Origin of the sequence: Coprococcus phoceensis (assembly GCF_900104635.1) — a bacterium.
Lineage (GTDB): Bacteria > Bacillota > Clostridia > Lachnospirales > Lachnospiraceae > Faecalimonas > Faecalimonas phoceensis.
The window spans coordinates 2,579,929-2,602,300 of the sequence record NZ_FNWC01000007.1 but is presented as its reverse complement, the minus strand read 5'-3'; the positions used below and the strand labels follow the sequence as shown (position 1 = coordinate 2,602,300).

At 44.1% G+C, this 22,372-nt stretch carries 21 protein-coding genes and 1 riboswitch; all 21 genes read left to right on the top strand.

The features are described 5' to 3' along the window. The first annotated feature begins 1 nt into the window (after window position 1). Window positions 2-640 (top strand): DUF4194 domain-containing protein, encoded by a 639-nt coding sequence (locus BQ5364_RS16000; RefSeq protein ID WP_004611768.1) that lies wholly within the window; start codon window positions 2-4, stop codon window positions 638-640. Beyond that, window positions 597-4,001 (top strand): SbcC/MukB-like Walker B domain-containing protein, encoded by a 3,405-nt coding sequence (locus tag BQ5364_RS15995; protein ID WP_071144631.1) that lies wholly within the window; start codon window positions 597-599, stop codon window positions 3,999-4,001. Before BQ5364_RS16000 ends, BQ5364_RS15995 begins: the two co-directional genes overlap by 44 nt. Further along, the gene (locus BQ5364_RS15990) at window positions 3,952-5,151 is read left to right on the top strand and encodes a Wadjet anti-phage system protein JetD domain-containing protein (RefSeq protein ID WP_071144630.1); all 1,200 of its coding nucleotides are present in this window, start codon (window positions 3,952-3,954) and stop codon (window positions 5,149-5,151) included. Before BQ5364_RS15995 ends, BQ5364_RS15990 begins: the two co-directional genes overlap by 50 nt. Window positions 5,152-5,522: 371 nt before the next feature. Continuing rightward, a riboswitch (TPP riboswitch) is annotated at window positions 5,523-5,630 on the top strand. 59 nt (window positions 5,631-5,689) lie between these two features. Then, complete coding sequence (gene thiW, locus BQ5364_RS15985; protein WP_071144629.1) at window positions 5,690-6,199, top strand: energy coupling factor transporter S component ThiW; 510 nt, start codon at window positions 5,690-5,692, stop codon at window positions 6,197-6,199. Between the two features lie 13 nt (window positions 6,200-6,212). Next, window positions 6,213-7,064 (top strand): hydroxyethylthiazole kinase, encoded by an 852-nt coding sequence (gene thiM / locus BQ5364_RS15980; RefSeq protein WP_071144628.1) that lies wholly within the window; start codon window positions 6,213-6,215, stop codon window positions 7,062-7,064. After that, window positions 7,033-7,689 (top strand): thiamine phosphate synthase, encoded by a 657-nt coding sequence (thiE, locus tag BQ5364_RS15975; protein WP_235837187.1) that lies wholly within the window; start codon window positions 7,033-7,035, stop codon window positions 7,687-7,689. The genes thiM and thiE overlap by 32 nt, the downstream gene beginning before the upstream one ends. A 12-nt stretch (window positions 7,690-7,701) precedes the next feature. Continuing rightward, window positions 7,702-8,508: a bifunctional hydroxymethylpyrimidine kinase/phosphomethylpyrimidine kinase gene (thiD, locus tag BQ5364_RS15970; protein WP_071144626.1), complete on the top strand. Its 807-nt coding sequence runs from the start codon at window positions 7,702-7,704 to the stop codon at window positions 8,506-8,508. A 1-nt stretch (window position 8,509) separates the two neighbouring features. Then, window positions 8,510-9,808: a phosphomethylpyrimidine synthase ThiC gene (gene thiC, locus BQ5364_RS15965; RefSeq protein ID WP_004611775.1), complete on the top strand. Its 1,299-nt coding sequence runs from the start codon at window positions 8,510-8,512 to the stop codon at window positions 9,806-9,808. Window positions 9,809-9,904: 96 nt separating this feature from the next. Next, on the top strand, window positions 9,905-10,579 hold the full coding sequence (locus tag BQ5364_RS15960) for a response regulator transcription factor (RefSeq protein ID WP_004611776.1): 675 nt from the start codon (window positions 9,905-9,907) through the stop codon (window positions 10,577-10,579). Next, on the top strand, window positions 10,576-11,811 hold the full coding sequence (locus tag BQ5364_RS15955; protein ID WP_004611777.1) for a sensor histidine kinase: 1,236 nt from the start codon (window positions 10,576-10,578) through the stop codon (window positions 11,809-11,811). The genes BQ5364_RS15960 and BQ5364_RS15955 overlap by 4 nt, the downstream gene beginning before the upstream one ends. A 141-nt stretch (window positions 11,812-11,952) precedes the next feature. Continuing rightward, window positions 11,953-12,081: a hypothetical protein gene (locus tag BQ5364_RS18750; protein ID WP_022250175.1), complete on the top strand. Its 129-nt coding sequence runs from the start codon at window positions 11,953-11,955 to the stop codon at window positions 12,079-12,081. A 3-nt stretch (window positions 12,082-12,084) separates the two neighbouring features. After that, on the top strand, window positions 12,085-12,672 hold the full coding sequence (locus tag BQ5364_RS15950) for a VTC domain-containing protein (RefSeq protein ID WP_330673606.1): 588 nt from the start codon (window positions 12,085-12,087) through the stop codon (window positions 12,670-12,672). After that, complete coding sequence (locus BQ5364_RS15945) at window positions 12,665-13,360, top strand: DUF4956 domain-containing protein (RefSeq protein WP_022250173.1); 696 nt, start codon at window positions 12,665-12,667, stop codon at window positions 13,358-13,360. Before BQ5364_RS15950 ends, BQ5364_RS15945 begins: the two co-directional genes overlap by 8 nt. Before the next feature lie 11 nt (window positions 13,361-13,371). Next, window positions 13,372-15,063 (top strand): carbohydrate-binding domain-containing protein, encoded by a 1,692-nt coding sequence (locus BQ5364_RS15940; RefSeq protein ID WP_071144625.1) that lies wholly within the window; start codon window positions 13,372-13,374, stop codon window positions 15,061-15,063. Window positions 15,064-15,093: 30 nt separating this feature from the next. Further along, window positions 15,094-16,143, top strand: a complete 1,050-nt coding sequence (locus tag BQ5364_RS15935; RefSeq protein WP_071144624.1) for a bifunctional glycosyltransferase family 2/GtrA family protein — start codon at window positions 15,094-15,096, stop codon at window positions 16,141-16,143. A 63-nt stretch (window positions 16,144-16,206) separates the two neighbouring features. Beyond that, window positions 16,207-16,380 (top strand): hypothetical protein, encoded by a 174-nt coding sequence (locus BQ5364_RS18530; RefSeq protein ID WP_159431703.1) that lies wholly within the window; start codon window positions 16,207-16,209, stop codon window positions 16,378-16,380. A gap of 32 nt (window positions 16,381-16,412) precedes the next feature. After that, entirely contained in the window at window positions 16,413-17,063 is a 651-nt protein-coding gene (locus tag BQ5364_RS15930; RefSeq protein WP_318253668.1) for a phosphodiester glycosidase family protein, read from the top strand. Further along, entirely contained in the window at window positions 17,038-17,424 is a 387-nt protein-coding gene (locus tag BQ5364_RS15925; protein WP_083382889.1) for a hypothetical protein, read from the top strand. Before BQ5364_RS15930 ends, BQ5364_RS15925 begins: the two co-directional genes overlap by 26 nt. 21 nt (window positions 17,425-17,445) lie before the next feature. Beyond that, window positions 17,446-18,051 (top strand): GTP pyrophosphokinase, encoded by a 606-nt coding sequence (locus tag BQ5364_RS15920; protein ID WP_004611786.1) that lies wholly within the window; start codon window positions 17,446-17,448, stop codon window positions 18,049-18,051. 288 nt (window positions 18,052-18,339) lie between these two features. Then, window positions 18,340-20,670 (top strand): ferrous iron transport protein B, encoded by a 2,331-nt coding sequence (gene feoB / locus BQ5364_RS15915; RefSeq protein WP_071144623.1) that lies wholly within the window; start codon window positions 18,340-18,342, stop codon window positions 20,668-20,670. A 115-nt stretch (window positions 20,671-20,785) separates the two neighbouring features. Continuing rightward, window positions 20,786-22,330, top strand: a complete 1,545-nt coding sequence (gene guaA, locus BQ5364_RS15910; RefSeq protein WP_004611788.1) for a glutamine-hydrolyzing GMP synthase — start codon at window positions 20,786-20,788, stop codon at window positions 22,328-22,330. Window positions 22,331-22,372: the final 42 nt, after the last annotated feature.

Below are 22,372 nucleotides of genomic sequence, written 5' to 3'. Positions count from 1 at the left end.
TATGGAACAATATTTAGAAAGTTTATCTGTGACGGAAGCAGAAAAATTAAAGAAGACTATCTTGAGTCTGTTTCGCCAGACGTGTATTTTGCAGGAAAAATATGACCCGGTTACACTGGTCCCAAGTGACAACGAGCAGTTTGCAATATGCAGAACACATCGCAACTTTATTGAAAACTATCTTTCGGTTCTCGGATGTGAATTGCTGTATGATTCACAGGAGCGCATTTTCAGGCTTGTCGGAGAAGGCGTGGAGGCGGAGGTCCTGTCGAAGGAGACAACGATTATTGTTCTGCTCATAAAGATGATCTATCGGGATAAGATCATGGGAAAGGGACTTGCTGCGACGGTGACAAATTTAGAAGAAATCAGAGAGTACGGGAAGAATACGAATCTTTTGAATCAGAAACTTCCGGACGGTGAATGGAAGAGCGCTTTGGCGATTATGAAAAAACATCAGATTGTGGAGTATCCGGGGGCGCTTCGTGATCTTGAGGACGATACACCGATTTATATTTACAGCACGATTAATTTATATTGCAGTTCGGCGTTGATTAACGAGCTGATTGAGGCGTACAGAGAGGAGAATGCAGAGGATGAAGCAGGCAAAGAAGATATTTACACGAATTTTGATGAATAACTGGGGCGGAATTGACCATCAGGTACTTTGTCTGAATGAATATGTGAATCTGTTCAGCGGAAAAAGCGGTTCCGGAAAATCATCTGTGATGGATGCCATGCAGGTCGTGCTATATGGAAGTGTCGGAAATGATTTCCTCAACAGAGCGGCAGATGACAGCGCCAATAAAAGAAGTGTGTTAAGCTATTTGCGCGGAGAGCAAAAAGATGGTACGGCGAACCGTGAGAATCAGGATTTTTATGCCCATATTGTCTTGGAGATACAGGATACAGGGCGGAAAAGTTACACATGTATCGGAGCAGTTTTCGAAGTCGGAAAAAATGATATGGACCTGAAACGGTTCCGTTTTTTCAGCCATGCCGGAAAAATTCCGGAAGATGAGTATGTTACTGTGTCTGGAATTCCGTATTCAATTGCACAGATTCAGAAACTGGTCCATGAAAGAGAACAGTCAGAAGATGCGAAAAGCAGAGGAAATATCAACCGGATCTATCCGTCCAGAGAAGCGTATCTGAACATCGTAAATGATATTATTTTCGGGTACGTAGATGCAGGTCGGTTTAAAACAATGCAAAAAAGTGCGATCGCGCTTCGCATGACAAAGGGAACGAGTCAGTTTATCAAAGACTATATGTTTCCGAAGAGCAAGGAAGATACGATCACTGCGATCAGTGAACAGCTTGCGGCTTACCGGGAGATAAAAGAGCGGGTCGAAGATTTGGAAAAACAGATTACCCTTTTAGAGGAGGTGCAGGCACATGACAGAAAGCTTACGCTTGCAAAGGCAGAGCAGGTAAAGACAGAAACGCTTTTACGGATTTTGGAGATTGAAAACAGGCGGGTACAACTTTTGTCAAAGACGGAGGAGTTCTCAAATACATGTGAGAAAATCGCGCAATTCGAAGAACAGATAAAAGATCTCGAGATGACATTGAATGGAAAACGAGAAGAACTGATTGGGGTGCGCACGGAACTTCGTGCCAGTGATTTTGAGAAAAAGAAAGAAGACCTTACAAAATTGCAGGAGACAATCCGTCTGTGCGGAAATGAGGCAAGAGAGTGGGGAGAATTGCTCAAGCGACTGAATCGTTGGAATGAGACAGACGGGGTCTGCGAGTATGTCAGTAACCCGCTTTGCAATCTTCTGGAAGAAATCGAAGAGAGAAATATCACAGAAGAGAATGTGAACGGACTGAAAAAGCGACTGAAGGAAACGTATGAGAGTATCAAATCTGAGGTGGAAGAGCTGAAGGCAGAGCGACGACGTGTGGAAGCGGACTATCAGGAACAGAAGGAGATGCTTGAGGATTTACAAAATGACAAAAAGCATTATTCCAAAGAAGTGAAAGTGGTCAGGAGAAAACTGCAGGAAGAATTGTCAGCAAGATACGGCAGAACCATATCGGTTGAAGTGTTTGCAGATTTGTTCGACATTACAGACGAGGCATGGCGAAATGCAATTGAGGGAAGACTTGGAAGAATCAAATACGGTCTTATTGTGGAGCCAAGATATGCTTTAGATGCAGCGAATATTTTCCGGGGAATGAAGAAGCGAGAATACGAGACGGTGGATTTGATCAACACGGCAGCAATACAGCGGGATGAGCCGCAGGCGATGGATGAGACGCTGTATGATGCGGTAAAGACGGACATTCCATATGTAGATTTTTGCCTGAAACGTTATCTTGGACATATCAAAAAATGTGAGACCGTGGAAGAACTGCATGAGGTCAAAGACGGTGTTACTCAGGATTGCTATTCATACAGCAATTACATGTTCCGACATTTGCGGGAGAAAGATTACAGATATCAGACAATCGGCAGAAAGGTTTCCAAAAAGCAGATGCAGGAACTGGAGGAAGGCGTATACAGGCTGAATGTGGAACTGATTCGTCTTGGCGGGGAAATCTCAGAGCTTGAGCAAGCGGAGGATTTTGAGCGTCTGCAGACATATGATTACGAGACCATGCTGCAGAAATCTAATGCGGCAAGCCGGCTGAAAGAGTACTACGAAGAAGAGGCGCGTCTGTCGGAGGAAATCCGAGAACTTCAGGCAGGTACAAGAGTTGCAGAGCTTCAGAAACAGGAACAGAGTCTGAATGAGTCCATTCGAAAGCTGGAACAAGAGAAAAATGGGGTACAGAAAGAGGTGACAAATTATTCGGCGACAAAAGGAAAGCAGGAACAGGATATAAAGGAACGCACAGAATACCTGGAGAAGCTTGAGGAAGGATTTGTCCCGAATGCAGAACTGAAAGAGACCGTTCTTGCGGTCATTGACAAAGGAAATGAATACCGTTTTGAGAGAGAGCAGAAAAAGACATTCGAACAGCTGCGCTCACAGGAAGAAGAGGAATTCAAACAAAGAGGAGATGCGAGAGAGCAATTCAATAAAGCATTTCCATCGTATGATTTCAGTCCGTTCGAGAAAGATAATACCGCCTATGATGAGTTGTTGGAAAACTGTAAGCAGAATTTTGAGCCGAAGTATAAGGCGGAGTTTGACAAACAGTATCAGCTTATCTATCAGATGCTGCGGGAAAATGTGATTGCGACAATCAACAGTGAGATTAAAGAAGCGAAACGACACCGCCGAGAGATCAATGCGATGCTTTCTGAAATCCGTTTTTCCGACAGTATTTATCAGATTGACATTTTGCCGACTGACGATGAAAACCGACAGTTTTATGAGATGCTGACGGCGGAGGAACTGAACATGAAAGTGATCGACCGAGACATGGAAGGACAGTTAAGTTTTGGTGAGGATGCCTTTTATCAAAAATACGAGGCGCAGATTAAGCGCCTGACTGACAAATTCATGCCGCCGAAGGAGGACGAGCCTTCTGCGAGAGAAAGACATAAACGAGATATGGAAAAATATGCGGATTACCGCACGTATTTGAAATTCAGCATGTACGAGCAGACCGAGGATCAGGACGGAAATATAAAAAAGAATTACGTGGATGATATGGCGGGGCGTGATTCCGGAGGAGAAGGACAGAATCCGAAATATGTGGCGCTGCTGGCGGGATTTGCTATGCTCTATCATCAACAGACAAACCGTGACACCAAAATACGTCTTGTACTTTTGGATGAAGCATTTTCCAAGATGGATAAGGAGCGAAGCGAAGTATGCCTTGCATATGCGCGCAAACTGGGACTCCAGCTTGTCGTGTGTGTGCCGGATGAGAGACTGCAGTCACTTGTACAGAACGTGGACTGCGTGTACGCATTCCGAAGAGCCAACAATCGGATTTCGATGATTCATATTGACAAAGGGGCATATTTGCGGATGATAGAGGGAGAAGCAGATGAAGAAGAAAACAGTGACGCTGTCACAGTGGCTCATCGAACAGAATGATACCGAAGCATATCGTGCAGGAAAACTTGCAGGGAAGAAACATCCGAAAGTAGACCAAAAACTGATTGATGCGGTCGGTAGGATGCAAAACCTTATCCGTCAGGCAAGAGTGCTTGAACAGGATGAGGCACTTGGCAAAAGCGGGATGATTCAATTTCGGTGGTGTAATTTAGGAAGTGACATCTCACAGATTGATTATGAGGTTGCCGCAATTCCATTGCTTTGCAGAAAGCTTGGTGTGAAAGATGTTCGGGAACACCAAGCGGAGTTGATAACACGGGTACAAATGTGGAAAAATAAGGTCAGCGAGTGTGAGTGGGTGGAAAACTATTATGATACGCTTTTGAGCAGGCTTACACTTGGCAAAAAAGTCTCAGAAGCAGAAGATGAGAAATTGTTTTTGTGTCTGAACGCAGTGGCAGCACAACAGGAATTTATTTGGGAGCGTGTGTTCAGCGCCAGAGTGTTCCACAATTCGAAGACATTTCAGAATGAATATAAGAACAGCATTGTTACGATTTTGAAAAATTGTTCTCCGTACTACGAGGAGGAAATAGACGCAGAGACGCTTCTGGCAGCACATAATATCCACTCCTATGCGCAGACACTGGAGTGGAAAGGCTGTCTTGAATATAGGTTGGATAATGGTAATGTTGTGGATACAGACGAAAACACTTATGGAACAGTGATTAATTCTCAGACGATGGAACACGCCAGCGTGACAGACCTTTCCGGATGCAAACGGATTATGACAATTGAAAATAAGGCAAATTACGAGAGTATGATTTTCTCAGAAGAAACGTTGTACATTTATTGTCATGGGTATTTCACGCCAAAAGAAGTGAGATTTTTAAAGAAAATCCCGGAGCTTGCTGACGCAGACTGCGAGTTTTTACACTGGGGAGATATGGATTACGGCGGAATCAGTATTTTTCAGTTCATCAAAAAGAATGTATTCCCAGAGTTGAAGCCTTATAAAATGGATCGAACCGCTTTTGAGGGAGCTTTGAAAGACGGTGCAGGCATTGTGCTGGAACATGAGACAAGGAAGAAACTGGAAGCGAAAGATGCGGGTCTGTTGGAAGAGTTGAAACAGGTGATTTTAGAGACAGGAAAGACGATAGAGCAGGAGCTGGTGAGAGGGAAATAGGGTGGAATTTTAATTGATACGCGGATAAAAATATGATAAGATAATTTACAGAACAATCGTGAACAGGGTAGACTGACCTCTCATTTACATACGGGAGGTGATGCTAATGGACAACAAACATTTTGATTTCAAAGATTTGATGCAATTTGGTATGTTCATACTATCACTATTGACTTTTATTTACTTGATAAGTAATTAGTGCATAAAAAACCACCCTATAAAAAGTCTTGGCGGACTAGGGTGGAATTTTAATTCTCATTTAGAGGCCAACCACTTTGAACGGTTGTTCTTCTATAATCATATTATACACCTTCGGGCGTACCTGTCAAGAGTCATTGACAATCGAAATCGAGAGTGTTAAACTAAGAAAAACAAAAACATAGGGGAGCTTGTATTGGCAGGCTGAGAGGAAGTAATCAACTTCGACCCTTTAACCTGATGCGGATAATGCCGCCGTAGGAAATCATAATTGCTGATTTTTTCGGAGATATCGTATTAGGTATCTCCGTTTTTTTGTGGCAGAAAGGAAGTAGAGAAGATGAAAAGAGAACAGACGAAAAAATTATGTATGGCAGGAATTTTATGTGCCGTGGCAGTGGTCGGAAGCACACTGTCCGTTCCGGTATTTGGGAGCAAATGTGCCCCGGTACAGCATATGGTAAATGTGCTCTGTGCGGTATTGTTAGGACCTGGATACGGAGTTGGAGTTGCATTTTGCGCAAGTTTGATTCGTAACTTATTAGCGCTTGGAAGTATTTTGGCATTTCCGGGAAGCATGTTTGGGGCGCTGCTCTGTGGAGTTGTGTACTGGAAGAGCAAGAACTTATTATTGACACTGCTTGGAGAGGTATTTGGAACAGCGATCCTTGGAGGACTCTGTGCATATCCGTTGGCAGTTCTTGTCATGGGTGTGTCAGCAGGCGAAGTTGCATTTTATGCATATGTACTTCCGTTTTTTGTATCTACAGCAGGGGGAGCAATATTGGCGGGCATTCTGATCCAGATGCTGAAAAAAGCAGGAGTGCTCCGTATGGCAGCTAAAAAATAGGGAGAATGGAAACATGTTAGAATTAATGTCAGATCAGGTGAGAAAACATGCACCTTTGATACATAATATGACAAACCGGGTGTCGATCAATGACTGTGCGAACATTCTGCTCGCCTGCGGAGCCTCTCCGATTATGGCAGAAGCAATCGAGGAAGTGGAAGAGATCACGGCAATGTGTGATGGGCTTGTCTTGAATATGGGGATGCCGAACAGACAGAAGATAGAGGCAATGAAAAAAGCCGGAAAGCGGGCAAATGCACTTCATATTCCGGTTGTCTTAGATCCGGTTGGAGTCGGCGCATCGGCATTTCGAAGAGAAGCAGTATCCGAGCTGTTAAAAGAAGTCAGATTTACTGTCATTCGTGGAAATCTCTCAGAGATTCGGACGTTGATGTGTGGAGTGTGTGGCACAAGAGGGGTAGACGCAGAGCCTGCAGATCTGATGGGGGAGAAGAATCTGTATCAGAACGTAAAAATGGTAACTGCATTTGCAGAAAAAAGTGGTGCGGTTGTGGCGGCAACGGGAAAGAACGACATTGTATCGGATGGAAGAAAAGCATATTGGATTCAAAACGGACATTCAATGATGCAAACAGTCACCGGAGTAGGATGCCAGCTCTCAGCGCTGACTGCGGCGTATGTGGCTGCGAATCCGAAGCATACACTGGAGGCGGTGACAGCGGCGGTCAGTGCGATTGGAGTTTGTGGAGAGCTGGCGTATGAACGTATGAGTGATCTGGATGGAAATGCATCTTATCGTAATTACCTGACTGATGCAGTTTATCGGTTGGATGGAAAGAAGCTTGAGCGCTTGGCTCGAGTAGAAAAAGTAAATGAAGATGGAGAGAAAAGTAATGAGATGTAGACCGGAGATGATGCGATTATATGCGGTAACAGACCGTGCGTGGACAAAGAAAAAGTCCTTGATCGAGCAGGTGGAGGCGGCAATTTGCGGAGGTGCAACCTGCATACAGCTGCGGGAGAAAAACCTTGATGAGGAAGCATTTTTGCGGGAGGCGATGGAGATGCAAAAGCTGTGTGAGACCTATCAGGTTCCGCTGATTATCAATGATCATGTAGAGATTGCGAAACAATGCAAAGCAGCAGGAGTGCATTTGGGACAAAAAGATATGGAAGCGGGGAGAGCACGGGAGATACTTGGACCCAAAATGATTCTTGGAGTGTCAGCAAGGACGGTGGAACAGGCGGTGCAGGCAGAGCGCGCCGGAGCAGATTATCTCGGCGTGGGAGCCGTATTTCAAACGAGTACCAAGACCGATGCAAAAGAAATTTCCCATGCGATATTGAAGGAGATCTGTGAGAGTGTGAACATTCCGGTTGTCGCAATCGGCGGCATCGGAAAACAGAATATAGAAGCGCTTGCAGGCAGCGGCATCGCAGGAGTGGCGCTCGTGTCGGCAGTTTTTGCAGCGGAAGATATTGAGCAGGGGTGTCGGGGACTATTAAAACAAATAGAAAGAATCGTGTGAGGTGAAGAGAGAATGAAAACAGCATTGACAATTGCAGGAAGTGATTCCAGTGGAGGAGCCGGTATTCAGGCGGATTTGAAGACGATGATCATGAACGGTGTATTTGGGATGAGTGCGGTAACTGCATTGACTGCTCAGAATACAACCAAAGTGACAGGAATCATGGAAGTGCCGCCAGAGTTTTTGGAAAAGCAGATTCAGGCGGTATTTGAAGATATTCGACCGGATGCGGTGAAGATCGGCATGGTTGCAAGCAGTGAACTAATCAGTACGATTGCAGGCTGCCTGAAAAAATATGGGGCAGACAATATCGTTGTGGATCCGGTTATGGTTGCGACGAGCGGTTCTAAGTTGTTAAAAAATGATGCGGTTCATACGTTGGAGTGTGAATTGCTACCGTTAGCGACACTTGTTACACCCAATATTCCGGAGGCAGAGATTTTAGCGGATATGAAGATTACAACTCGGGAAGATATGATTGTGGCAGCTAAAAAAATCGGTGACAGATATCTCTGCTCGGTATTGCTGAAGGGCGGACATAATTTAAATGATGCAAGCGATCTTTTCTATAGGGAAGGAGCTGTTCGGTGGTTTGAGGGAAAGCGGATTGAGAATCCGAATACACACGGAACGGGCTGTACGCTATCCAGTGCGATTGCATCCAATCTTGCGAAAGGATTTTCGCTGGAGACAGCGATACAGAGGGCAAAGGAATATATTTCCGGCGCATTGGAGGCGATGCTTGATCTGGGAAAAGGAAGTGGTTCGATGAACCATGGATTTGATTTACAAGGAAAATTTGTGAAGGAGGAAAATTAAGATGTACCATACACAGATGGAAGCAGCAAGAAAAGGAATTATCACAAAAGAGATGGAAATTGTTGCGGAAAAGGAGTTTCGGACAGAGGAGGAAATACGTGATCTCGTTGCAAAAGGACAGGTGGCAATCTGTGCCAATAAACGACATACTTGTCTTGACCCAAACGGAGTAGGTTCTGCGCTTCGCACAAAGATCAATGTCAATCTTGGCGTGTCAAAAGACTGCAAGGATTATGACGTAGAGATGGAAAAAGTGATGGCGGCGGTTAATATGGGAGCTGAGGCGATCATGGATCTGTCTTCTCACGGAGACACACAGCCATTTAGAAGAAAACTTACAAGTGAATGTCCGGCGATGATTGGAACGGTTCCGGTTTATGACAGTGTCATTCACTACCAGAGAGATCTTTCAACATTGAGCGCAAAAGATTTTATTGATGTCATCCGGCTTCATGCGCAGGACGGTGTGGATTTTGTGACACTTCATTGCGGAATTACAAGAAAGACGATTGAGCAGATCAAAAAGCATAAAAGGAAAATGAATATTGTTTCGCGTGGAGGTTCTCTTGTGTTTGCATGGATGAGTATGACCGGAGAAGAAAATCCATTTTACGAATATTATGATGAAATTCTGGAGATCTGCAGGGAGTATGATGTGACAATCTCGCTTGGAGATGCTTGTCGTCCGGGATGCCTTGCAGATGCGAGTGATGTTTGCCAGATCGAGGAGCTGGTTCGTCTGGGAGAGTTGACGAAACGTGCGTGGGAAAAAGACGTTCAGGTGATGGTAGAAGGACCGGGACATATGCCGCTTGATCAGATTGAGGCGAACATGAAGCTGCAGCAGACAATCTGTATGGGGGCGCCGTTTTATGTACTGGGACCGCTTGTGACGGATATCGCGCCTGGATATGATCATATCACTTCAGCGATCGGTGGCGCGATTGCTGCATCAGCGGGGGCGGCGTTCCTTTGTTATGTCACGCCGGCTGAACATTTGGCTCTTCCTAATGTGGAAGATGTCAAACAGGGGATCATAGCCTCCAAGATCGCAGCTCATGCGGCGGACATTGCAAAGCATATCCCGCATGCAAGAGATCTGGACGATCAGATGGCAGATGCAAGAAGAACATTCGATTGGGAGAAACAGTGGGAGTGTGCCATTGATCCCGAGACGGCAAAGCGCATTCGCGATGAGAGAAAGCCGGAAATCGAGGAGAGCTGTTCGATGTGCGGGAAATTCTGTGCGGTCAGAAGTATGAACAAGGCGCTGAATGGAGAGCATATTGACATTTTGTAGTTCGGTATTGATTTGGAAAATGAACATCTTTAAACTTCATTTAAGGTTGACATATTATATTCTTGCTATCATGAAACAAAAGAGGAGGAATGAGTGATGCGTTTATTGCTTGCAGAGGATGAAAAACCATTATCAAAGGCACTTACAGCAATTTTAGAAAGAAATAATTATTCCGTAGATGCGGTCTATGACGGTGAGGAGGCTTTGGAATATCTGGATGCAGACAATTACGATGGTGTGATTTTGGATATTATGATGCCGAAAGTAGATGGCATTACGGTATTAAAGACGATTCGAAATCGTGGAAATCTGATTCCTGTCTTACTGTTGACGGCAAAGTCAGAGGTTGATGATAAGGTGGCGGGGCTGGATGCCGGAGCAAATGATTACCTGGCGAAACCTTTTCATTCAAAAGAATTGCTTGCGCGGATACGGGCGATGACAAGAACCCAGACAGCACAGGCAGATTCCAAGCTTCAGATTGGAAATGGCACGTTAGACCGAGCGACTTTTGAGCTTTCCACACCGGCGGGAAGCTTTCGGCTGGCAAATAAAGAGTTTCAAATGCTGGAATTGATGATGAGCAATCCGAGTCACTTGATTTCCGCAGAACGGTTTATGGAGAAAATCTGGGGATATGACAGTGAAGCGGAGGTGAATGTAGTATGGGTCTATATTTCTTATCTAAGAAAGAAACTGACTGCGCTGCATGCCAATATTCAGATTAAGGCAACAAGAAATGTGGGGTATTCTTTGGAGGAAGTCAAATGATAAAGAAACTGCGTATGAAATTGATCATTGCATCTATGATGTCATTGTTGGCAGTATTGCTGATTATAGAAGGAATTGCGGGAGCGTTGAACTACAATAGAATTGTTGCGGAGACAGATCAGACGTTGGAGATTTTAGAAGAAAATAACGGAAAATTTCCGGATGTTCCACCGCCTGAGAAGCCAAGTGAAAAAAAGAAAGAGGGCAGAATGTCATCTGAGCTTCCATATGAATCCAGATATTTTTCGGTACTGCTTGACAGTGAAGGGGAAGTGCTCACAACAGATACAGGAAAGATTGCCAGAATTGATACTTCTGATGCGGTAGAGTATGCGAAACAAGTCTTAAAGAGTGGAAAAGAACGAGGATTTTTGGAGGGGTATCGATATGTTGTAGTGAATTCCGATTCCGAAGTGAGAGTGATTTTTCTGGATTGCAGCAGAAATCTTTCTACGTTTCAGAATTTTATTGTCACAGCAGTCGTGGTCTCCACCGCCGGTCTTTTGGCAGTACTTATCCTGATGATATTTCTGTCGGCACGGATTGTAAAGCCGTTTTCGGAAAACTATGAAAAGCAGAAACGTTTTATCACAGATGCCGGACACGAGTTGAAGACACCGCTCACGATCATAGATGCGGATGCGGAAGTATTGGAGATGGATTTTGGAGAAAATGAGTGGTTGAGTGATATCCAAAGCCAGACAAGGCGCCTTGCAGACCTTACAAATAACCTGATTTTGTTATCTAGAATGGAAGAGGAGCGGACGAAAGAATTGATGGTGGATTTTCCGTTGTCGGATGTAGCGGAAGAGACTGTCGGGACATTTCAGGCGCTGGCAAAGACACAAAATAAGGTATTGGAGAGTAATATCACACCAATGATTGCAATGAAAGGAGATGAGAAGGCTATCCGACGCCTGATCACCATTCTTTTGGACAATGCAGTGAAATACGCAAAGGAGAATGGACGTATATGTGTGACATTGGAAAAGCAGAAAAAACGGATTCGTTTGTCTGTATTTAACACGACAGAACAGATTTCCAAAGAGCATATGGAGCATTTGTTTGATCGATTCTATCGAACAGACAGGTCAAGAAATTCCGAGACAGGAGGATATGGACTGGGACTTTCCATTGCAGCCGCTACAGTGGAAGCACATAGAGGGAAGATTACAGCGACAACGGAAGATGAAAAATCCTTGTTGATCACAGTTATATTTCCGATTTCATAAAACGAGAGTTTGTTTGCAAAAATGCAGACAGGCTCTTTTTTGTCTGTAAAAGTATTTAAAAAAAGAAGTTAAATATTTTTAAGTTTGTTTAAGGTTCGTTGCGTATAGTATGTTTAACGAAATGAGAGAGGAGTAATGATTATGGCTTATCAAGCGACTTTTAAACGTTATGAATTAAAATATCTGCTGACACGGCAGGAAAAGCAAAATGTGTTGAAAAGTATGGCAGAACATATGAAGCTGGATGATTATGGGCGAACAACTATCTGAAATATTTATTTCGATACAGACACATACCGGCTGATTCGTCATTCTTTGGAAAAACCGGTTTATAAAGAAAAATTACGTGTCCGCAGCTATCAGCCGGCAGGACCGGACGATCCGGTGTTTGTAGAATTAAAGAAGAAATATAAATCGGTTGTCTACAAACGAAGATTGGTATTGCCGGAGGCACAGGTGATGAAGTGCTTTGAACACGGAAAACCACTTCCGATTCATTCACAGATCGGGGAGGAGATTGCATATTTCTGGGATTATTATGAAACGCTTCATCCGACTGTATTTCTTACCTATGAAAGAGAAGCGTACTATGCGCTGGATGGAAGCGATTTTCGAGTGATATTTGATGAAAATATCCTTTATCGGGAGGAAGATATTTCACTTGGAAGTAAGATATATGGCACACCGATATTAGGAGAGAATCAGACACTGATGGAGATCAAGACATCGGGTGGGATACCACTTTGGATGAGCGAGACACTTACAAAAAATACATTATTTAAAACATCTTTTTCGAAATACGGAACTGCATATCAGCAGATGATGGATGAAAAAGTACAGAGAGGAGTTCAATATGCTTAATAATATGTTTCAGGGGATTTTTGATACGGATATGACAACGGTGATTGCGGTGCCGGATTTTCTGCTTTGTGTAGGATGTGCGCTGGTGATTGGATTAATTTTGGCAGGAGCCTATATGTATGTGACACGATATACAAAGAGTTTTGTTGCAACACTTGCGGTACTGCCGGCGATTGTCTGTGTTGTCATCATGATGGTAAATGGAAATGTCGGAGCCGGAGTTGCGGTGGCAGGGGCATTCAGTCTGGTTCGTTTCCGGTCGGTACCGGGATCCGCAAAAGAGATTGGAGCTATTTTCCTTGCAATGGGAACCGGTCTGGTAGCAGGAATGGGATATCTTGGATATGCATTTCTCGTTGCAGTGATTTTAGGAGGAGTGACCTTACTATATAATAAGGTGGATTTTGGAGCAGGGAAAAAAGCTGCATTATATAAGACATTACATATTACAATTCCGGAAAATTTGGACTACACAGGTGTATTTGACAAAATCTTAAAACAATATACAAAAACGTATGAGGTGGTGCAGGTAAAGACAACCAACATGGGAAGTTTGTTTAAGCTTACATATAATATTACATTAAAAAATGCGGAGGAAGAAAAGGCATTGATTGACGCACTTCGGTGCAGAAATGGAAACCTTGAGATTTCCGTATCAAAACAGGAGACAATTATTGGTGAACTATAGGAGGGATGCATATGAAAAGAAAGGTAGTATTAGCATTTTTACTGACTGGAGCACTGGTTCTTTCCGGATGCAGCAAGACAAATAACAGCAACGAAACATCATCTGGCAGTACGAGCACGGATTCATCAGCACAAGGCATCGATGTCTCAAACATGTTTTCAGACAGAGATAAAGAGATTGGATATGATGAAGAAAACAGTACAGTGATCAAACTTTCCGATGATAGTACGACATGTGATTCCGATGCGGTTCAGATATCAGGAAATACAGTGACAATCATCGACGAGGGAACTTATATTCTCTCAGGAACGCTGACCGATGGTATGGTGATCGTGGATGCGGAAGATACCGATAAAGTCCAGCTTGTGTTAGATGGAGTGGATATTACAAGTGCAGAATCTGCAGCCATTTATGTACGTGAGGCAGATAAGGTGTTTATCACGACGGCGAGTGATTCCCAAAATACACTCACGAATGGAGGTACCTACACTGCAATTGACGACAACAATATCGACGCTGCGATTTTTTCAAAATCAGATCTGACGTTAAACGGCGCCGGTTCTCTGACAATTACAGCAAAGGCGGGACACGGTGTCGTGTCAAAGGATGATCTTGTACTTACCAGCGGAACATATCAGATTGACGCGGCATCACATGGACTATCCGGAAAAGACAGTGTCCGCATCGCCAGCGGAAGTTATACAATTGTATCCGGAAAAGATGGAATTCATGCGGAAAATGCAGATGACACCAGCCTTGGATTTGTCTATCTGGCAGACGGAACGTTTGATATCACATCTGACGGGGATGGAATCAGCGCAGGAAACTGGCTTCAGGCAGATGGTGGTGTCTACACGGTCAAAGCAGGAGGCGGCAGTGAAAATGTCCAGAAAAGTGACGGAGAATGGCAGTTTGGACCTGGACAGCAGACAGAGAGTACCGATACGACAGAGGAAGACACTGTCAGCATGAAAGCGATCAAGGCGGCAGGAGAATTGATTCTGAAAGGCGGAAAGTATTCTTTGGACAGCGCGGATGACACGATTCATTCCAATGCAAATATCACAATCAGTGATGGGGAATTTACACTTGCTTCCGGTGATGACGGAATTCATGCAGATTCAGCGACAACCATTTCCGGAGGAACTATTGATATTACAGAAAGTTATGAGGGAATTGAAGGGCTCAGCATTGATATTACAGGCGGTGAAACTTATGTGTCAGGTCCGACAAATGATGGAAACAGTGCGTTGGATTACAACGGAACAGGAACAGTCACGGGAGGAATCTTTATTGCTGCCGGTTCATCCGGAATGGCGGAGAATTTCGGAGATTCTTCTACACAGGGAGTTATGATGGTCACAGTGAATTCTCAGGCTGCAGGAAGTGCGGTTTCTCTTTCTGACAGCAGCGGAAATGAACTTGTGTCATGGACTCCGGAGAAAGAATACACTTCTGTTATCATCAGCTGTCCGGAAATTACAACAGGACAGGAGTATACGTTAACAACAGGAAGCGATACGACACAGATTACGATGGACAGTATTGTCTATGGCTCAGGAAGTGGAATGGGAGGCAACCCAGGAAATGGCGGAGGTCCGGGAAACGGTGGAGATATGGGACAGAAACCAGATGACGGCAATGGAACGGGCAAAGGCTCGGGAGACGGCGGAAACATGGGAACGCCTCCGGAAAAAAGTTAATAATCATAATAAAGAAGGAAGGTGATAGAAATGCAAAACAGACGAGTTGCTTTGATACCGGCTTATCAGCCAAATTCGGATATGGCACAGCTGGTGCAGGAGATCAAAGATACGAGATTTCAAATTGTTGTGGTAGATGATGAAAGTTCACCCGAGAAGGAAGAGGTGTTTCGAATGGCTGCGAAAAATGCAGTCATTCTGAAACATAATGAGAATCGGGGAAAAGGACGGGCATTGAAGACCGGACTGGATTATATTTATTCGAAGTTTTCGGCAGACTGTGTTGTAGTTACAGTAGATGCAGATGGTCAACACAAGCCAAATGATGTGGAAAGAGTCTGCAAAGAAGCAGAAAATCATGCAGGCTGTTTGATACTTGGAAGCAGGAAAATGAAGGGCGATATTCCACTGCGGAGCAGATTCGGCAACACAGTGACTCGTCTGGTCTATCAGTTTTTTACAAAAATTCGGGTATATGACACGCAGACAGGACTTCGAGCTTTTGAAGGAGTACTGATTCCAAAGTTTTTGGGAATCGTGGGAGAACGCTATGAATATGAAATGAATGTGCTGTTAGAATGCTCAGGATGCCATATTCCAATCAAAGAGGTCGCGATTGAGACGGTGTATTTAGATAATAATTCGTCTTCCCATTTTGATACACTAAAAGATTCTTATCGCATCTACAAGGAAATTCTGAAATTCTCAGCGGCGTCGTTTGGAAGCTTTTTGATTGATTACGGAATGTACAGCCTGTTGACTGCGATAACAGCGACCGGATTTGCAAATGGTGGTGCGGTAGCCTTTTCAAACATAGGGGCAAGAATAGTAAGCGCAGTATTTAATTATATGGTCAATCGCAATATGGTGTTTCAAAGCAAAGAAAATCCGGTGAGATCGGCGCTGAAGTATTTTACACTTGCAGTTGGAATTCTGGTGGGAAACACAATTATGCTGGAGATACTGGTCAATGCAATCGGAATGAACCATTATGTCGGTAAACTGTGTACCGAATTTATATTTTTCTTTGCAAGCTGGTTTATACAAAGTCATTTTATCTTTCAAAAGAAGGAGGAATAGTATGCATCGATTCAAAAAACATTGGTGGGGAATGATTAGCAGTGTCATTTTCATTGGTGGGGAATGATTAGCAGTGTCATTTTGATTGCATTTACCGGATATATGCTCATGGATACATTTCTGCTTACAAAAGTCTATGTCGTTGCCAATGATAAAAAGGAAAACAAAAGTGATAATGATACGGAAAATGAGCAGCAGGAAGCTGTTTCGACAGGGACAACGTACAGATTACGCTGACAGAATATCGGGAAAATGACACCACCGTTTATGTGGCAGATGTTGTGCTCTCCTCACCGGAATATTTGCAGACAGCATTCGCGCAGAGCAGTTATGGGCGAAATGTGACAGAGAAAACATCTGAGATGGCACAAGATGCGGGCGCGATTTTGGCAATCAACGGAGACTATTATGGAGCACAGGAGAAGGGATATGTGATCCGTGATGGCGTATTGTATCGGGATACGGCAAAAACAGACCAGCAAGATCTGGTAATCTATGAAGATGGGACAATGAAAATTATCTCGGAAGATGAGGTGACGGCAGAAGAATTGCTGGAAGAAGGGGCGAAGGAAGTACTTTCTTTTGGTCCGGCGCTGATCACAGATGGTGAGATTGCGGTGACGGAGTCCGATGAAGTCGGAAAAGCGATGGCGAGCAATCCGAGGACTGCGATTGGAATGATTGATGATTTACATTATGTGTTTGTAGTTTCAGATGGGCGAACAGAAGAAAGTGAGGGATTGTCACTTTTAGAACTGGCGGAATTTATGGATTCCCTCGGGGTAAAAACAGCTTATAATCTGGATGGCGGCGGATCTTCCACAATGTACTTTAACGGCGAGGTCATCAATCAACCGACCACAAATGGGAAAAGTATTCAGGAGAGGAGCGTGAGTGACATTGTCTACATCGGCTATTAAAACAGGATTACAATATTTTATGGCAGCTCTGTTCTGCGCTCTGTTCGGAGCAGTCTATGAATTGTTCAGTCACAGTGTATTTTCCTATTATATGTTATACGCATTCATGATTCCTCTGGTGGGCGGAGCATTGTTATTTTTCCTGATGGGGTATTTTCAGTGGAAGATTCCCGGGAAAGTTTCTCGAAGCTTATGGCAGTTTGGGATTGCAGCATTGACTGTCGGTTGTCTGCTGCAGGGCGTTTTGGAAATCTACGGCACGACCAACCGGCTGATGATTGTTTATTGGGTGACAGGAGGAGCATTTCTTATCGGAGGAGCAGCTGCATATTTTGCAGGCGGCAGACGACGTATGGAGTAACGGATAAAAAGGAGTGGTATTTTGACCTTAGAACAATATTATGGTGAAAAATTGCAGATGTTGCGAAACGGGCAGCAATATCTATCAGATATGATCGCGGAATATCCGGTGAAAAAGACGGCGGACGGGATTCAGCCGATTCTTTATATAAATTCTCGAATCAAAGCGCCGGAAAGCCTGATGCTAAAATTGCAGAAAAAAGGACTGCAGGCGGATTGTGATACGGCGCTGAGAAAGATACACGACATCATCGGAGTCCGGGTGATCTGTTCTTTCGGGGAAGAAGTATATCGGGTTGCACAATGGATTTCCAATAGAGAACATGTGGAAGTGATAGAACGTAAAGATTATATTGCCTATCCGAAACCAAATGCTTATCGAAGCCTTCATTTGATTGTAAAGTTTACAGAAAAAGGAATGGAACAGATTACCGCCGAGATACAGCTTCGGACAATTGCCCATGATTTTTGGGCTGTGCTGGAGCACCAGATGAAGTATAAAAAAAGTGTAGAGCATGAGACTGTAATCAAAAGTGAGTTGAAACGATGCGCAGATGAAATCGCATCACTTGACGTGTCCATGCAGACCATTCGGGAGCTTTTACGGGAGTGGGAAAGTCACAAATAATTTTTTGCACTAATTATTTTTTATGCAGTTGCTATAAATGGATATACCTCTGGACTATGCAAATGTTGAAAGAAATGGTAAACTAGGGAGTGTTGATCAAGTGAGCTAATTACATAAAGACTTTATTTTAGGTGATTTTTGCGGACGCGGAAGTAATGATTATTGCTATTTTAAAGGCAATTCGCGTTCTTAAAAATATTAGCTGTGAAGCAATGACTGGACAAGTCATTGCTTCCGTTTTCAATTGAAGGTTAGAGAAGACTAAGGAATATAAGGAGGGAGCAACAAATGAAGTTAAGTGAATTATCAATAGGAAGCACTGCAACCATACTTCGTGTGGGAGGGGCAGGCGCACTGCGCCAGCATTTTTTGGACATGGGGCTGATACAGGGAACGGAGGTCACTGTCGTAAAATATGCACCGATGGGAGATCCGGTGGAATTGCGTATCCACGGTTATGAACTGACGATTCGATTAGCAGATGCAGAAAATATCGAGACCAGTGAGCCTCATAAGCCAAAAACCTCGAAAAAGAAAGTGGCAAAGCCAGAGAAACATCATCCGGGATATGGTGAGGGAGGAAAATTCCATGATAGAAATCACGAAAATCCTCTTTCGGACAGTGAGACACTCACATTTGCCCTTGTAGGAAATCAAAACTGTGGAAAGACCACATTGTTCAATCAGTTGACCGGCGCCAAACAACATGTCGGAAATTTCCCGGGTGTGACGGTGGATCGAAAAGATGGCGTAATCAAAGGACATGACAATACACTGATTACAGACTTGCCGGGAATTTACTCTATGTCTCCATATAGCAGCGAGGAGATTGTGACAAGAGAGTTTGTTATCCATGAAAAGCCAAAGGGAATCATCAATATTGTAGATGCGACGAATATCGAGCGAAATCTTTATCTGACCATGCAGCTTTTAGAACTGGGAATCCCAATGGTTGTCGCCTTGAACATGATGGATGAGCTGCGGGAAAATGATGGATCTGTACTTGTCAATGAGATGGAGGAAGAGCTGGGAGTTCCGGTTATCCCGATTTCAGCGGCAAAAGGAGAAGGAATCGAAGAACTGATTCGGCACGCAATTCATGTGGCGAAATATCAGGAACAGCCTTTGGAGACCGACTTTTGTAAGCGGGAGGAAGGTATCCACAGAGGAATCCATGCGGTCATGCATCTGATTGAAGATCATGCGGAAAAAGTGAGGATTCCGGTGCGCTTTGCGGCGAGCAAGGTGATGGAAGGTGACACGAAAATTTTGGAACAGCTGAAGCTGACAGCGAATGAGCAGCATGTTTTGGAAGAAATTGCAAAACAGACAGAGGAAGAGACCGGCATGGACCGTGCGGCCGCGGTTGCCCAGATGCGTTTTGATTATATCGAGGATATCTGCGGCGAGACTGTCATCAAACCCAAGGAAAGCAAGGAGAGGGTAAGAAGCAGAAAAGCAGATGAGTTCCTGACCGGGAAATATACAGGAATTCCGGCATTTATCGGAATCATGGGAGTTGTGTTCTGGCTCACGTTTAATGTGATCGGCGCGTTTTTACAGGGGCTTTTAGAATCTGGAATCACAGCTTTGACAGATCTGGCGGACAAGGCGATGCAGGCGGCAAATGTCAACAGTGTGGTACATTCTCTTGTGATCGACGGAATTTTTAGCGGTGTCGGTGGAGTCTTAAGCTTCCTGCCGATCATTGTGACACTCTTTTTCTTCTTATCAATTCTGGAGGATAGTGGATATATGGCACGTGTGGCATTTATCATGGATAAATTACTTCGAAAACTTGGTCTTTCCGGAAGAAGTATTGTGCCGATGCTGATTGGATTCGGGTGTACGGTCCCGGGTGTTATGGCGAGCCGTACATTGCCATCAGAGCGAGACCGTAAAATGACGATTCTGCTGACGCCGTTTATGAGCTGTACGGCAAAGCTTCCAATCTATGCATTTTTTACTGCAGCATTTTTCCCGGATCATGGAGCTTTGGTGATGATTGCACTGTACGTGTTTGGAATTGTGATGGGAATCGTTATGGCGCTGATTTTCAAAAAGACAGCGTTTAAAGGAGAGGCAGTGCCGTTCGTCATGGAACTTCCAAACTATCGTATGCCGGGAGCAAAGAATGTGGGACATTTGTTATGGGATAAGGCAAAAGACTTCTTGCAGAGAGCATTTACGGTTATATTCATTGCGACGATCGTCATATGGTTTTTGCAGAACTTTGATACAGGGCTGAACATGGTATCCGATTCACAACATAGTATTCTGGCTCTTGTCGCAGGAGCACTTGCTCCAATCTTTATTCCGGTTGGATTTGGAGACTGGAGAATTGTGACAGCGTTGATCTCAGGATTTCTCGCTAAAGAAAGCGTGGTCTCATCGCTTACAGTGTTGTTTGGAAGCACAGTGACTTTGCAGGGAAGCCTGACGACAGTCGGCGCAGCTGCACTCTTAGTATTCTGTCTGCTTTATACACCGTGCGTTGCTGCAATCGCATCTGTAAAACGTGAACTTGGCGGGAAATGGGCGGTGGCTATGGCCATCGGACAATGCGTAATCGCATGGATCATGGCGTTTGTGGTATATCACATTGGAATGCTGTTTTAGTGGTAAACGACAGGGAAGAAGTACAGTATAGAAAGAATTAACCGATAAGGACTTGTAAATCAAACAAAGCTCTTATATAATAAATCTATTCATTAAAAAGTAGGAGGATATTTTTGTGAAGAACGAAACGGTCATCGTCCTTGACTTTGGGGGACAATACAATCAATTAATTGCAAGACGTGTCAGAGAATGTAATGTATATTGCGAAATATATTCTTACAAGAAAAATCTGGAAGAAATTAAAGCGATGAATCCAAAAGGAATCATTTTGACAGGCGGACCTAACAGTGCGTATGAGGCAGATTCACCGACATACGACAAAGAATTGTTCGAGCTTGGAATACCGGTGCTTGGAATCTGTTACGGTTCCCAGCTGATGATGCACCTATTGGGTGGAACAGTAGAGAAGGCTCCGGTTCGCGAGTATGGAAAGATTGAAGTGACAGTGGATACAACATCCCAATTGTTTACAGATATTTCCGAGAAGACAATCTGTTGGATGAGCCATAACGACTATATTTCAAAAGCAGCACCGGAATTTGATATCATTGCGCACACGGCAGACTGTCCGGTGGCAGCAGTACAGAACGTAGAGAAAAAATTATATGCAACACAATTCCATCCGGAAGTACTTCACACACAGGAAGGAAAGAAGATGCTTTCTAACTTCGTATATAATGTATGTGGCTGCTCAGGTGACTGGAAGATGGATTCTTTCGTGGAAAACTCAATCAAAGCAATCCGCGAGAAAGTAGGAGACGGAAAAGTGCTCTGCGCACTGTCTGGTGGTGTGGATTCCTCTGTGGCAGCAGTTATGCTTTCAAAGGCAGTCGGCTCACAGCTTACCTGTGTGTTCGTAGATCACGGACTTCTCCGCAAAAACGAAGGAGATGAAGTAGAGGCGATTTTCGGACCGGAAGGAAACTACGAGTTGAACTTTATCCGCGTCAATGCACAGGAGCGTTTTTATGCAAAATTAAAAGGCGTGGAAGATCCGGAAGCAAAACGTAAAATCATCGGAGAAGAGTTCATTCGTGTATTTGAAGAAGAGGCGAAAAAAATCGGAGCAGTAGATTTCCTTGTACAGGGAACGATTTATCCGGATATCGTAGAGAGCGGACTTGGCGGTGAATCAGCAGTCATCAAATCTCACCACAACGTAGGTGGACTTCCTGACTACGTAGATTTCAAAGAGATCATCGAACCACTTCGCGATCTCTTCAAAGACGAAGTGCGTAAAGCCGGATTGGAACTTGGAATTCCGGAATACCTTGTATTCAGACAACCATTCCCAGGACCGGGACTCGGTGTTCGTATCATTGGAGAAGTCAATGCGGAGAAAGTGAAGATCGTACAAGATGCAGATGCAATCTACCGTGAGGAGCTGGAAAAAGCAGGCGTGGCAAAAGATATCGGACAATACTTTGCAGCGTTGACAAACATGCGCTCTGTAGGCTGCATGGGTGATGAGAGAACATACGATTACGCAGTTGCGCTTAGAGCGGTTACAACGGTGGACTTTATGACAGCGGAATCTGCAGAGATTCCTTGGGAAGTGCTTGGAAAAGTTATGAACCGAATTGTGAATGAAGTGGATCATGTGAATCGAGTACTGTATGATATTACAAGCAAACCACCAGGAACGATAGAGTTTGAATAGTTGACGCTGGGCTACAAAGCCCGTAACCACGGGGCTTTGCGG